This window comes from Streptomyces sp. Y20 (assembly GCF_043195475.1).
Classification (GTDB): domain Bacteria; phylum Actinomycetota; class Actinomycetes; order Streptomycetales; family Streptomycetaceae; genus Streptomyces.
The window spans coordinates 650,107-662,333 of the sequence record NZ_JBIDDP010000002.1 but is presented as its reverse complement, the minus strand read 5'-3'; the positions used below and the strand labels follow the sequence as shown (position 1 = coordinate 662,333).

Annotated in this window: 12 protein-coding genes; 5 read left to right on the top strand and 7 right to left on the bottom strand. The window is 75.1% G+C overall.

What is annotated here, in order from left to right; all coding sequences use genetic code 11:
• Positions 1-118: 118 nt before the first annotated feature.
• Entirely contained in the window at positions 119-598 is a 480-nt protein-coding gene (locus tag ACGFT1_RS07880) for a nitrate reductase molybdenum cofactor assembly chaperone (RefSeq protein WP_373908142.1), read from the top strand.
• An 80-nt stretch (positions 599-678) separates the two neighbouring features.
• On the opposite strand, the gene ACGFT1_RS07875 is transcribed toward ACGFT1_RS07880, so the two are convergent.
• From ACGFT1_RS07875 to ACGFT1_RS07865, 3 genes are all read right to left on the bottom strand, one after another.
• Positions 679-1,104, bottom strand: coding sequence for an OsmC family protein (locus ACGFT1_RS07875; RefSeq protein ID WP_356825008.1), 426 nt, complete (start codon positions 1,102-1,104; stop codon positions 679-681).
• Between the two features lie 129 nt (positions 1,105-1,233).
• Complete coding sequence (locus ACGFT1_RS07870) at positions 1,234-3,360, bottom strand: phage holin family protein (protein ID WP_373908141.1); 2,127 nt, start codon at positions 3,358-3,360, stop codon at positions 1,234-1,236.
• 94 nt (positions 3,361-3,454) lie between these two features.
• Positions 3,455-3,886 carry a hypothetical protein gene (locus tag ACGFT1_RS07865; protein ID WP_373908140.1) on the bottom strand — a complete coding sequence of 144 codons (432 nt, stop codon included), beginning with the start codon at positions 3,884-3,886 and terminating at the stop codon, positions 3,455-3,457.
• A gap of 84 nt (positions 3,887-3,970) precedes the next feature.
• Here ACGFT1_RS07865 and ACGFT1_RS07860 point away from each other — a divergent pair, with 84 nt between their 5' ends.
• Both ACGFT1_RS07860 and ACGFT1_RS07855 read left to right on the top strand, forming a co-directional pair.
• Positions 3,971-4,744 carry an MBL fold metallo-hydrolase gene (locus tag ACGFT1_RS07860; RefSeq protein WP_373908246.1) on the top strand — a complete coding sequence of 258 codons (774 nt, stop codon included), beginning with the start codon at positions 3,971-3,973 and terminating at the stop codon, positions 4,742-4,744.
• A 32-nt stretch (positions 4,745-4,776) separates the two neighbouring features.
• Positions 4,777-5,367 (top strand): DedA family protein, encoded by a 591-nt coding sequence (locus ACGFT1_RS07855; RefSeq protein WP_373908245.1) that lies wholly within the window; start codon positions 4,777-4,779, stop codon positions 5,365-5,367.
• Positions 5,368-5,401: 34 nt separating this feature from the next.
• Here ACGFT1_RS07855 and ACGFT1_RS07850 read toward each other — a convergent pair whose 3' ends face one another.
• The 3 genes from ACGFT1_RS07850 to ACGFT1_RS07840 all read right to left on the bottom strand — a co-directional run bounded on the left by ACGFT1_RS07850 (position 5,402) and on the right by ACGFT1_RS07840 (position 8,847).
• Positions 5,402-6,457, bottom strand: coding sequence for an MBL fold metallo-hydrolase (locus tag ACGFT1_RS07850; RefSeq protein ID WP_373908139.1), 1,056 nt, complete (start codon positions 6,455-6,457; stop codon positions 5,402-5,404).
• Positions 6,454-7,713, bottom strand: coding sequence for an aminotransferase class I/II-fold pyridoxal phosphate-dependent enzyme (locus tag ACGFT1_RS07845; RefSeq protein WP_373908138.1), 1,260 nt, complete (start codon positions 7,711-7,713; stop codon positions 6,454-6,456). Before ACGFT1_RS07845 ends, ACGFT1_RS07850 begins: the two co-directional genes overlap by 4 nt.
• 201 nt (positions 7,714-7,914) lie before the next feature.
• Entirely contained in the window at positions 7,915-8,847 is a 933-nt protein-coding gene (locus ACGFT1_RS07840) for a hypothetical protein (RefSeq protein ID WP_373908137.1), read from the bottom strand.
• Between the two features lie 290 nt (positions 8,848-9,137).
• Here ACGFT1_RS07840 and ACGFT1_RS07835 point away from each other — a divergent pair, with 290 nt between their 5' ends.
• Positions 9,138-10,934: a thiamine pyrophosphate-requiring protein gene (locus tag ACGFT1_RS07835; protein ID WP_373908136.1), complete on the top strand. Its 1,797-nt coding sequence runs from the start codon at positions 9,138-9,140 to the stop codon at positions 10,932-10,934.
• 26 nt (positions 10,935-10,960) lie between these two features.
• On the opposite strand, the gene ACGFT1_RS07830 is transcribed toward ACGFT1_RS07835, so the two are convergent.
• Positions 10,961-11,464, bottom strand: a complete 504-nt coding sequence (locus tag ACGFT1_RS07830; protein WP_373908135.1) for a DUF3761 domain-containing protein — start codon at positions 11,462-11,464, stop codon at positions 10,961-10,963.
• A gap of 225 nt (positions 11,465-11,689) precedes the next feature.
• Between ACGFT1_RS07830 and ACGFT1_RS07825 the strand changes: the two genes are divergently transcribed.
• A complete protein-coding gene (locus ACGFT1_RS07825; RefSeq protein WP_373908134.1) occupies positions 11,690-12,067 on the top strand; it encodes a DUF2795 domain-containing protein in 378 nt (125 codons plus the stop codon).
• Positions 12,068-12,227 lie beyond the last annotated feature (160 nt).

Genomic DNA, 12,227 nt, shown 5'->3' with positions numbered 1-12,227 from the left:
CACCGCCCGGGAACCCCGGCGCGGCCCCGCTCGCCGCCGGCCGTCCCCTCCGGCCGGGCCCGGCCGTACCTTGCGTACCCGGCCCGTGCGGCCCGGGCGGTCCGGTGCGGGAGCCCTGATGCCCTCGGACGCGGTGCTCCACCAGGCGGCGGCCCTGTGTCTGACCTATCCGGACGAGGACCTCATCGCCCGTCTGCCGCTGCTGCGCGAGGCCGCCCCGCAGCTGCGCGGGTTCACCGACCACGCGGCCGTCACCCCCGCCCGGGAGCTGGCCGCCCACTACCAGCGGGTCTTCGCCGCCGGGCACCGGCACGGCCTGTACCTGAGCCGGTGGCGCGACGGCCCCACCCCACGGCGCGCGGCACTGGACCGCTTCGAGAGCCTCTACCGCCGGCACGGCCTGGAGTGCGACGGCGGGCGACCGCCCGACTTCCTGCCCGCGGTGCTGGAGCTCGCCGCGCGGACCGGCGACACCAGCGTGCTGACCGAGTACCGCGACGGCCTGGAGCGGCTGCGCGCGCGGCTGGCCGAGGACGGCACCCCCTACGCCGGCGTCCTGGACGCGGTGTGCGCCACCCTGCCGGCCGCCCACGGCTGAGCGGGACGGCTGGGCGCCCCCGCCCGGGAACCGCGATGCCGCGCCCCCACCGGGGCGCGGCATCCGGGGACGGACGAGCGTCAGGCCAGCTCGGCCGTCAGGGTGATGGTCGTGCCGGTCAGGGCCTGGCTGACCGGGCAGTTCTTCTTGGCGTCCTCGGCGGCGGAGGCGAAGCCCTCCGCGTCCACGCCCGGCACCTCGCCGCGCACGGTGAGGTGGATGCCGGTGATGCCCTCGCCCGGCTGGAAGGTGACGTCGGCCTTGGTCTCCAGCCGGGTGGGCGGGGTACCGGCGCCGGCCAGGCCGTGCGAGAGGGCCATGGAGAAGCAGCTGGAGTGGGCGGCGGCGATCAGCTCCTCGGGGCTGGTCCTGCCGTTCGCCTGTTCGGCGCGCGAGGGCCACGACACCGGCTGCTGGCCGATGCCGGAGGAGTCGAAGGTGACGACGCCGTTGCCCTCGAGCAGGTTGCCTTCCCAGACGGTGTGCGCGGTGCGCGTGGTTGCCACGATGGTTCCTTTCGCGAGTGTCGCGTACGGGGTTCCCCGTGGTCCTATCCGATCACATCCGGGCTCGTCGCACGCTGCGGACGGCCACGCGGCCCGGACGGAAGGGACATCGGGCGGCGAGCGGCGGGCTCAGGCGGCCTGCTCCTCCTCGGCGGCGGCGATGAGCGGCACCTGCGGTCCGTCCAGTTCGCGCAGCCAGCGGCGCAGTACACGGTGGACGTGCTCCGCGCCGGCCGGCTCCCCGCCGTCCTCGACCGGTGCGGACAGCTCCGGCGGGAAGAGCAGGAACGGGCGGGACTGGGCACCGCCGAGGCCGCCGTGGGAACCGATCTGCTCCTCGAAGGCGAGGACCTCGCCGTCGGCGGGATCGTAGGCGGAGTTCACCATGATGTCCGCGGTGTGCGGGAAGGAGTGCGTGCGGCGGACGGCGTCGGCGGCACCGGGGCCGAAGGGGGCCAGCGGGCCGGGCTCGTCGTCGAGCCGGGCCAGCGGTGTCTCGGCGCCGTCGGCGCCGAGCACCACGCCGTCGTGCTCCGCGCTGCGCACCAGGAGGAAACCGACGCCGGGGTGGTTGGCGAGGGTGGTGAGCAGCGCGGGGTGGCGGGCGTCGATCTCCTCTTTGGTCATGCGGTGCGGGACGTCCGGGAAGGAGACCAGGCCGAGGTTGCCGGAGGCGAGCACGAGCGGTTCGAACGCGCGGTCCGGGCCGTGGTGCTCGCCCCCGTGCCGCTCGGGCCGGCGCAGTGCCGCTCGGACGGTGGCGCGGGCCTCGGCGCCGCTGCGGGTGCGTTCCGCGCGGCGGGACACGGGCAGTCCGCAGCCGGCCCGGACGAGGTCGTCGAGGGTGAGGCCGTACCGTGCGCGGAAGGTCTCGCCGGGGCTCTGTCCGTGGTCGGACAGGACGACGATCCGGTAGGGGCGCGGGGCGTGTTCGGCGACGCGTTCGATGAGGGCGAGGGACCGGTCGAGGCGCTGGAGGACCTTCTCGGCGTCGCGGCTGCGCGGGCCGGAGTGGTGGGCGACCTCGTCGTAGGCGACGAGGTCGGCGTAGACGGCGCTGCGGCCGGCGAGCATGTCGCCCATGACCGCGGCGACCACGACGTCCCGCTCGATGACGGTGGCGAACGCGCGGATGAACGGGTAGAGGCCGCCCCGGCCGACCCGCGGGCGCTGTCGGCGGATACGGGCCCGGGTCGACTCGCCGATCTCACGCGCCACCTCCGCGACGAAGCTGAGCGCGGTGCGGACGGCGTTGGCGGGGTCACCGAAGTAGGCGAAGTACCCGGCGCGGGAACGGTTCTCCCGGCCTCGGCGGCGGATCGCGATCGACAGCACGAGGGCCTGTTCACCCGCGCCGCCGCTGAAGAGGTTGCCGCGGCTGGCGCCGTCGACGGCGAGCAGCCCGTCGTCACCGGTGCGCAGGACGGCCCGGCGTTGCAGCTCGGCGGCGCTGGTCGGGCGGTTGCACACCATCACCTCGCCCCGGTCCTTCTCGTACCAGCGGAAGGCCGGCACGTCGAAGGTGCTGCCGTGCAGGATGCCGAGCTGGCTGGCGCCGGTCTGGCTGGACCAGTCGGTGCGCCAGGGAGTGAGGCGGTGGGTGGGCCGTGCGCCCTCTGCCCGCTCCGTGCCGGCGGCGGCCGGGGGTATGCCGTCCTGCGGGGACAGCCAGCGGGCGACCGTCGGCATCAGGCCGCCCCGGACCGCGTCCACGAGGACGTCGTGCCCGACGCCGTCGAGCTGCACACAGACCAGCCCGGGGGTGCTCGGGCACGGTGGCGAGACCCGGCGGTCGCGGGTGGCGAGGCGGAGCAGGCGCCGCCGGTAGGGCTCGTCGTCGCGGACGGTGAGGGCCGCTCCGGTGGCGGAGGCGACGGCGGACATCACGGCGGCCACGATGACGGCGGTCTCGGGCGCGGCCTCCGCCCGGCCGGAGGGGCTGATGTACAGGGCGAGCAGCAGCAGGGAGCCGTTGAGGAAGAAGACGAGCAGGCCGAGGACGAGGGCGGGGACGAGCAGCAGGAGCCGGACGAGGAGCGGCCAGAGCACGGCGGAGAGCACCCCGAACGCGCCGGCGCCGCACGCGGCGGTCACGGCGATGCGGGTGGCGCTGTCTCCGTCGGGGGACTGGAGCCGGAAGTCGGGCAGGAGGCCGGCCAGGGCCAGCATGGTGGCCGTGGAGACCGCCCACACGGCGATGCTCCGCCCGATCTGACCGGCGGTCCGCCGCCACCGTACGTCTCGTAGGCCCCGCACGCCCCGTACCCCTCACGTCCCGGCCCGCTCCACCTACCGGGCCGGCTCCACCCTGTCATATGGGCCGACCGGGCCCGGGAGGGGCCCGCGGGGGTCACCGTCCGTCGTAGCCGGCCGTGGGCATCGACAGCCGCCGGTGCACCCGTGCCTTCGCCTGCGCGTCGTACGACGGCTCGGCCCGCCCGACGGTCTCCACGCGCACGCCCCGGCGGGCGCACTCGGCGGTGAACTCGTCCACCGACGACAGGGCCCGCCGCAGCACCCGCAGGCTGGGGGCCACGAAGAGGTCCACGCCGGGCCGGACCCCGTCCCACAGCGCGCCGTGGTCGAACCGCAGCCCGCCGACGAGGAGTTCCCGGGCGATGACGTAGCCGTGCTCGGCGGCCCAGTGGGCGCACATCGCGTGCTGACTGCGCGAATCCACCAGGAAGGGGTCGGCCTCCAGCTCTTCCAGAGGTGTCAGGCTGGCGATGGCGGTCACCCGCACCGGCGTGAACGCGCCGAAGCAACCCAGCAGCTGTCCCATCGCCTACCCCTCACCTCCGGGTTTCGCCGCCGACCCTACTCCTGCCCGTAGGCTTCGGGGAGTCGCGTGAAGGAGGCCAAGGAGGTGCCGGTGGAGATCACCTGGTGGGGTCACGCCACCTGTACGGTGCAGGACGCGGACACACGGGTGCTCACCGATCCCCTGTTCGCCCGGCGGCTGGCGCATCTGCGGCGCCGCAGGGGTGCCGTACCGCCCGCCGGAGCCCGTCGCGCGGACGTGGTGCTCGTCTCCCACCTGCACGCCGACCATCTGCATGTGCCGTCGCTGGCCTGCCTGGAACCGGGCACGCGCCTGCTCGTGCCCCGGGGCGCACCACGGGCGGTACCGGGTCTGCGCCGGCTGCGGCAGCTGCGGATCACGGAAGTGGCGCCCGGTGACGAGGTGCGCGCCGGCGGGCTGCTGATACGGGTGGTGCCGGCGCTGCACGACGGGCGGCGGCTGCCGGTGGGACCGCACCGCTCCCCCGCGCTGGGCTACGTCGTCGAGGGCGAGGCGCGGACCTACTTCGCCGGGGACACGGGGCTGTTCGACGCGATGGCCGAGCAGGTGGGGCCCGTGGACGTGGCGTTGCTGCCGGTGGGCGGCTGGGGGCCGTACCTCGGGGAGGGGCATCTGGACGCGGGACGGGCGGCGCGGGCGCTGGCCCGGCTGGCGCCGCGGGCCGCGGTCCCGGTGCACTACGGCACGTACTGGCCGATCGGCATGGACGCGGTGCGCCCGCACGAGTTCCACGCTCCGGGCGACGAGTTCGTGCGGCTGGCGGCCGAGGCCGCGCCCCGGGTGGCGGTGCACCGGCTCGGGCACGGGGAGAGTGTGCGGCTGGAGGCCGCCCGGTGAGATGGCCGTCCGCCGCGGTGCTCGCCACCGCCATGACGTCGACCGTGCCCGACCCGACGCGGCAGGCGCTGGGCTATCCGTCGCTGTTCCTGCTCGTGCTGATCGGGGCGCTGGTGCCGGTGGTGCCGACCGGGGCCCTGGTGAGCGCGGCGGCGGTGGTGGCCTTCCACCGGACGGCGCCCTTCTCGCTGCTGCTGGTGTTCCTGACGGCGTCGCTGGCCGCGTTCCTGGGGGACGCGGCGCTGTACTGGCTGGGCCGGCGCGGACTGCGGTCGAAGAACGGGTCGCGGTGGCTGAAGGCGATCCGGTCGCGGGCACCGCAGGAACGGCTCGAGCAGGCCCAGGAGAAGCTGGCCGGGCACGGAGTGGCGGTTCTGGTGCTGTCGCGGCTCGTCCCGGCCGGGCGAATACCGGTGATGCTGGCCTGTCTGCTGGCCGAGTGGCCGCTGCGGAGGTTCAGCCGCGGCAACCTGCCCGCGTGCCTGGCCTGGGCGGTGACCTATCAGGTGATCGGCATTCTGGGCGGCTCGCTGTTCAGCGAGCCGTGGGAGGGCGTCGTCGCGGCGATCGCACTGACCGTCCTGGTCAGCGCCGTGCCGGGGGTGGTACGGCGGGTGCGGTAGTTCCCCGCCGGAGGTGCCGGGCCCTGACACCGCGTCAGTCCAGCACCCTGGAGGCCCCCACCGGCAGGTCCCACAGGTCCTCCCGGTCCAGGCCGGCCTGCTGCCAGGCGGTCCGGGTGCGGGTGAGGGGTTCGAGGACCGGTTCGGCGGAGAGGACGAACGTGCCCCAGTGCATCGGGGCCATACGGCGGGCGCCCAGGTCCAGGGTGGCCCGCACCGCCTCTTCGGGGTCGCAGTGGACGTCGCTGAGCCACCAGCGCGGGTCGTAGGCGCCGACGGGCATGAGGGCGAGGTCGATGCCGGGGTAGCGGCGGCCGATGCGGGAGAACCAGTGGCCGTAGCCGGTGTCGCCGGCGAAGTACAGGCGCTGTCCTTCGGCGGCGGTGAGGACCCAGCCGCCCCAGAGGCTGCGGCAGGTGTCGGTCAGGGTGCGCTTGGACCAGTGGTGGGCCGGCACGAAGTCGAAGCGGACGCCGGACAGTTCGTCGCCCTCCCACCAGTCCAGCTCGGTGACGCGGGTGAACCGGCGCCGGCGGAACCAGCGGCCGAGCCCGGCGGGCACGAACACCGGGGTGTGACGCGGGAGTCGGCGCACGGTGGGCGCGTCGAGGTGGTCGTAGTGGTTGTGGCTGATGACGACGGCGTCGACGCGGGGCAGGGAGTCCCAGGGCACGCCGACCGGGGTGACGCGCGCCGGGGTGCCGAGGATGCGGCGGGACCAGACGGGGTCCGTGAGGACGGTGAGCCCGCCGATGCGGACGATCCAGCTGGCGTGCCCCGCCCAGGTGACGGCGAGGGTACGGGTGTCGACGCGGGGCAGCGGCGCCGGCTCGTACGGCAGCCGGGGGAGGTCGGCGAGGCCGTCCGGGCCGGGGCGTACGGCGCCTTCGCGGGCGAAGCGGGCCATGGCCCTGAGGCCGGGCAGCGGGGCGGTCAGCCGGTCGTGGAAGGTCCGGGGCCACACCCGGTGCTCGCCCGGCGGGCGGGGCGCGGCCGGCGGCGGGGACGGGGGCGCGAGCGGGACCGGCGTGCCGGGTGTGCCGGCCGGTGCGGCCGCCGGGGCCGGACCGGACTCGTGCGTCTGCGTCATCGAGGAGACTCCCGTCGCTGAGCGTCGTCGCGGAGATCGCCGAAGGCCGACCTCAAGGAGCTCACCGCGCGGTGAAGGTGCGGCAGTTCCAGGGGTGCGGGTGAGGTGAGGCATTCCAGGCGCTCCTGAGCCGTACCGCCCAGCAGGGCTCCGGTGGAGAGCCGTACCCGCAGCGCCCCCAGGTCGTCGCCGAAGCGGTGACCGCCGGGCGCGGGCATGCCGAGCCGGGCGGTGAGGACGTCCTCCAGTTCCTGCGCGTCCCCCACGTCCTGGGCGGCGAGCGGTTCGCGCAGCGGCCCGAGGTCGGCGTACAGGTGGCGGCCGGCCCGCGGCGGCCGGGCGAGCGCGCCGGCGTCGACCACCGCCGTGTACGCGGCGGCGGCCACGCGCGCGTGCAGCCGTACGGTGGCCTCGCGCCGCTCGGTGACGGGCGGGGGCTCGTCGAGGGCGTAGCCGGCGGCCGCGGCGACCGGCGCGGCGATGCGGGCGCCCAGTGCGGTGAGGATGTCGAGCACGCGCGCGTGCAGGTGCCGTCCGGCGCCGGTGACCGGGAAACGGGCGACGGCGGCGGGCCAGCCGGTGGGCAGCAGGGCGCCGGCCAGGTCGGTGACGACGGTGACCAGGTCGGGCCGCATCTCGGCGGGGCTGAGCAGGACCGTCCCGTGCGGGTCGTGCAGGGTGTCGCGCCAGGTCTCGTCGCTGACCAGGTGCAGGCCCTCGGCGGTGGCGGCCTCCACGGTCTCGTGCAGCAGTTCGGGCGGGGCGACGGTGGCGGTGGGGTCGTCGGCCACGGACAGCACCAGCAGCCGTGGGTCACCGCCCTCGGCGCGGATCCGGCGGACGGTCTCCAGGAGCGCGTACGGGTCGGGGACACCACCGCTCTCGGCGGTCGTCGGCACGTGGTGGACGGGCCGCCCGAGGATCCGGGCGTACGGCGCCCACCAGGCGGCGCAGGGACGGGGCACGAGGACGTCGGCGCCGTCACCGGCGAGCGCGGCGGTCAGGGCGAGCAGCAGGGCGGGAGCGCCGGGACCGGCGGCCACCTGGTCGGGGACGGTGGGCAGTCCGCGCCGGGTCCAGTAGCCGCAGGCCGCCTCCAGCAGGGCGGGGGCGCCGCCGACGGGCTGGGCGTCGGAGCGGCTCGCGGCGGCGGCGAGGACGGCGGACAGTTCGGGGAGCACGGGCAGCCCGTCGGCGGGGAGGGGCGGGCCGTAGCGGACGGGGCCGTGGTCCTCGCCGGGATCCGTACGCCGCATGTCCGCCTCCGCGCAGTCCGTCGTGCCGTCGCGCCGCCCGGTCCGGGCCGCGCCGTCCGTCCGGGTCCCGCTGCTCCCCCGGCCGCCGGGCCGCCGCCGGGGTGCCGTCGTGTGTGCCGTCGGTTCGTTCCGTCGCCGTGCTCTCGCGAAGGTGGGTACCCGCCCGGTGGCTCACCATGGGCGGCGCCGCGGTCACCCGGGTCACACCTGCGCGGACCGGTCCCGCGCGGAGCGCCTGCGGCCGTACAGCCGGTACCCGGCTCCCACGCAGGCCGCCGCGATGAACACGCCGCCGGTGACGAGTGCGGGCACGGAGTCGGCGAAGGTGCCGCCCTCCCCCGCCTCCACCCCGCCCTGGACGGTGGCCGGGGCGCATCCGGCGCCGTCGTGGGCCTCGCGACAGTCGGGACGGCCGTCCGGGCAGGCCCCGCCGGGGGCCTCCCCGCACCGGTGCCCCCCATCGGCACATGGCGCCGCGCCGACGCACTGCTTGCCGGCGTCCTGCTTTCCGCCGTCCTGCTTCTGGCCGTCCTGCTTTCCGCCGTCCTGCTTCTGGCCGTCCTGCTTCTGGCCGTCCTGCTTCTGGCCGTCCTGCTTGCGCCCGCCCCCGTCCTGCCCGCCTCCGCCCCCGTCCTGCCCGCCTCCGCCCCCGTCCTGCCCGCCTCCGCCCCCGTCCTGCCTGCCCCCGCCCCCGTCCTGCCTCTGGCCGTCCTGCTTGCCGGCGTCCTCCCTGCCCCCACCGTCCTGCTTGCCACCCCCGTCCTGCTTGCCGGTGTCGCCCTTGCCGGGCTCGTGGCACTGCTCGCCCGGCCCGCACGCGGCCCGCTCCGGGCACAGCTCGTCCTGCGGGCAGCGCGTGTCCTCCTGGCAGGCGCCGCCTTCCTCGCACAGCGCGCCCACCGCGCCGGCGCAGGGTGCGCCCCCCTCGCAGGCGTCGGCGGTGCCTCCGGGGGCGGACGGGCAGGCGCCGTCCGGTGGGACGGCGCCGAGCGGGTCCTGCGCCGCTCCGGGGAGGGCGTCGCAAGGAGCGGAGAGGGGGACGGCGGCGGAGCCTGCGACGGCGGTCGGCCCGGTCAGGGCGAGCGCGGCACCGGCGGCGAAGGCGACGGACAGGGTGCGGACGGTGCGGCGCATGGGAGGGGCTCCTCGGCGGGCGGCGGGGCGGTCGGACGGCGGTACGCCGGCGCACCGGTACGACGGCAACGCCGTGCGGCGCCCGGGTACGGGGCACGGATCGTGCCCTCGCTGCCATCACAGCCCGCCCGTCGCCGTACCGCGCGCGGCCGGACCCATTCGCGGGACACACGGGGCCAGGCGGGTGACGGGACGCGCCGGAGGGGGCCGGCCCAGGTTTTCCGCCCCCCGGGCAGGTGACTCGGACCGCGCTGACCGGATCGTCCGCTTCGCACCGGGGAGGTCTCTCCATGAGCACCAAGGTCGCCGACCACCTTCTCGAGCGCCTGCGCGCCTGGGGTGTGGAGCAGGTCTTCGCCTACCCCGGCGACGGGATCAACGGCCTGCTGGCCGCCTGGGGCCGGGCAGAGGACCGGCCGCGTTTCATCCAGTCGCGGCACGAGGAGATGTCCGCCTTCGAGGCGGTGGGGTACGCCAAGTTCAGCGGCCGTATCGGCGTGTGCGCGGCGACGTCGGGGCCCGGCGCCGTCCACCTGCTCAACGGCCTGTACGACGCCAAGCTGGACCATGTGCCGGTGCTGGCCGTCGTCGGGCAGACCGACCGGACCGCGATGGGCGGCTCCTACCAGCAGGAGATCGACCTGCACACGCTCTACAAGGACGTCGCCTCGGAGTTCGTGGAGACGGTGACGGTGCCGGAGCAGCTGCCGAACGTGCTCGACCGCGCGATCCGCACCGCGTACGCCCGACGCTGCCCGACGGCGCTGATCATCCCCGGTGACGTGCAGGAGCTGGACTACTCGCCGCCGACGCACGAGTTCAAGATGGTGCCCTCCAGCCTGGGCATGAGCGACTGCACGGCGACCCCGGCGGACGAGGCGCTGCGCCGGGCCGCGGACGTGCTGAACGCGGGCGACAAGGTCGCCGTCCTGATCGGCCAGGGCGCCTCGGGCGCGGTCGCGGAGGTGCAGGAGATCGCCGAACTGCTCGGTGCCGGGGTGGCGAAGGCGCTGCTCGGCAAGGACGTGCTGAGCGACGAACTGCCGTACGTCACCGGGCCGATCGGGCTGCTGGGCAGCCGGCCGTCGTACGAGATGATGCGGGACTGCGACACGCTGCTGACGATCGGTTCGTCGTTCCCGTACACGCAGTTCATGCCGGAGTTCGGCAAGGCGCGCGGCGTGCAGATCGACATCGACCCGCACATGATCGGTATGCGCTACCCCTACGAGGTGAATCTCGTCGGCGACGCCCGGTCGACGCTGCGGCGGCTGATCCCGCTGCTGAAGGCGGAGAGGGGCGGGCGCGAGTGGCGCGACACGGTGTGCGCGAACGTGCGGCGCTGGCACGAGACGATGGACCGGCGGGCCGCGCAGCCGGCCGACCCGATCAACCCCGAGTACGTGGCCCGCGCGCTGGATCCGCTGCTGCCCGACAACGCGATCCTGACCTCGGACTCCGGGTCGGTGGCGAACTGGTACGCGCGGCACATCACCATGCGGCCGGGCATGCGGGGTTCGCTGTCGGGGACACTGGCGACGATGGGTCCGGGAGTGCCGTACGCGATCGGGGCGAAGTTCGCCCACCCGGACCGGCCGGTGTTCGCCCTCGTCGGGGACGGGGCGATGCAGATGAACGGCCTGGCCGAGATGATCACGGCGGCGAAGTACCGGGACCGCTGGTCCGATCCGCGGCTGGTGGTGGCCGTGTGGAACAACCAGGACCTCAACCAGGTGACCTGGGAGATGCGCGCGATGGAGGGCGCTCCGTCGTTCCTGCCCTCGCAGTCCCTCCCGGACGTGCAGTACGCGGCGTTCGCCCGCTCGCTCGGCCTGACCGGTATCCGCGTGGAGAAGGCCGAGGACGTGGAGGCGGGCTGGCGGGCGGCCCTGGAGGCGGACGGGCCGGCGGTGATCGAGTTCCTCACCGACCCGGCCGTACCGCCGATCCCCCCGCACGCCACCTGGGAGCAGATGGAGGCGACGGCCAAGTCGGTCCTGAAGGGCGACGCCGACCGGAGTTCGATGATCAAGCGGGGCCTGAAGGCGAAGGTCCAGGAGTTCCTGCCGGGCGGGGGCAAGCGGTAGCCGCGCGGCTGTCGCACGGCACCGGCCTACCGGTAGAAGACCGCTACGCCCCCGTGGTGCGAGCACGCGCCCTGATGGTGGGCGGCGTACGAGTAGGTGCCGTCGTTGCAGAGAGCGGTGGCGCCGTTCGACGCGTCGCCGGAACCACCCGAGGAGCTCGAACTGTCGCTTCCGGACGATCCGCCCGACGCGTCACCGCCGCCTGGCGCATCCACGGCGGCCGCGTGCGCGGTGACGGTGACCCTCACCTTCACCTTGACCGTCTTCGTCGCCGTCACCGTCGGCGCGGGTGCGGGCGTCGCGGTCTCCGTGGCCGTGGCTGTCGCCGTGGCGGTCGCGGTGACAGTGGCGGTCGGGCGCACCTTGGCGGCCGCCGCCTTCACGCCGTCGCCGTTGTTCTGACCGTCGGCGCCGGCGCCGATGCCGATGAAGAAGGCGAGTCCGATGGCGGGCAGGACGTAGCGTTTCCGCGCCCACTTCGGTGCCGTTCTGACGGGCGGCTGTGGCGGCATGGTGTACGGGTCGGTCATGTGTCCCCCCAGGGCACGTCGGAGCGTTGACCGTAACGCCCCTTGTGAAGACCGCGTGTTGTTTCGGTGTAGCAGTCATCCATTCGTTATTCGACCGGGGTCGGCATGCCGGTCACCGTGGCAGCTCGCCCGGTTCGGCGCGCTCCGTCCCGCTCTCGCCGGCCGTTGTTAGGCGAGGGCCCATCCGGGTACGCGGTGCGGACCGTCGACCCTCTGGAGGGAGACATGCAGCGAGGCAGTGACCGGCTGAGCGTCCACCGTGACGACGAGATGAAGCATGAGCTGAGGGGGTTGCTGAGGTCCGGACATCCGACGCGCGTCGAGGAGTGGCACGACCCCGAACCGGCCGCGGACGACGATCCGGAGGTCTGGAGCGGCCCGGTGGGCGGCCTGGGCTCCCCGGCGTCGCTGGAGCGGACGAGGCTGGAGCTGGCCCGGCACTTGAGCCGGCACGCGTTCCCGGCGAAGCCGGGCGAAGTGGCCCGGGCGCTGCGGCGGAACAACGCGCCGGGCGGGTTGATCGACGCCGTGGCCGCCCTGCCGCACGGGGAGCACTACGAGAACGCGCAGCGGCTGGCGGAGGCGCTGGTGGGCGGCCGGTGAGCGGAAGTCGCCGCACGGGCGACGGTGCCGCGCGCCGGGTCTCCCGAAGACGCCGCCTTTCGGCGGACTGGTCGCGCTGATGTGTCCCACGCCGATCAGGTGCGGTCGTCGCTGCGGGGAGGCGGGGGTGTGGCGGCCGGTGGTGCGCCGGCGCGCGCTG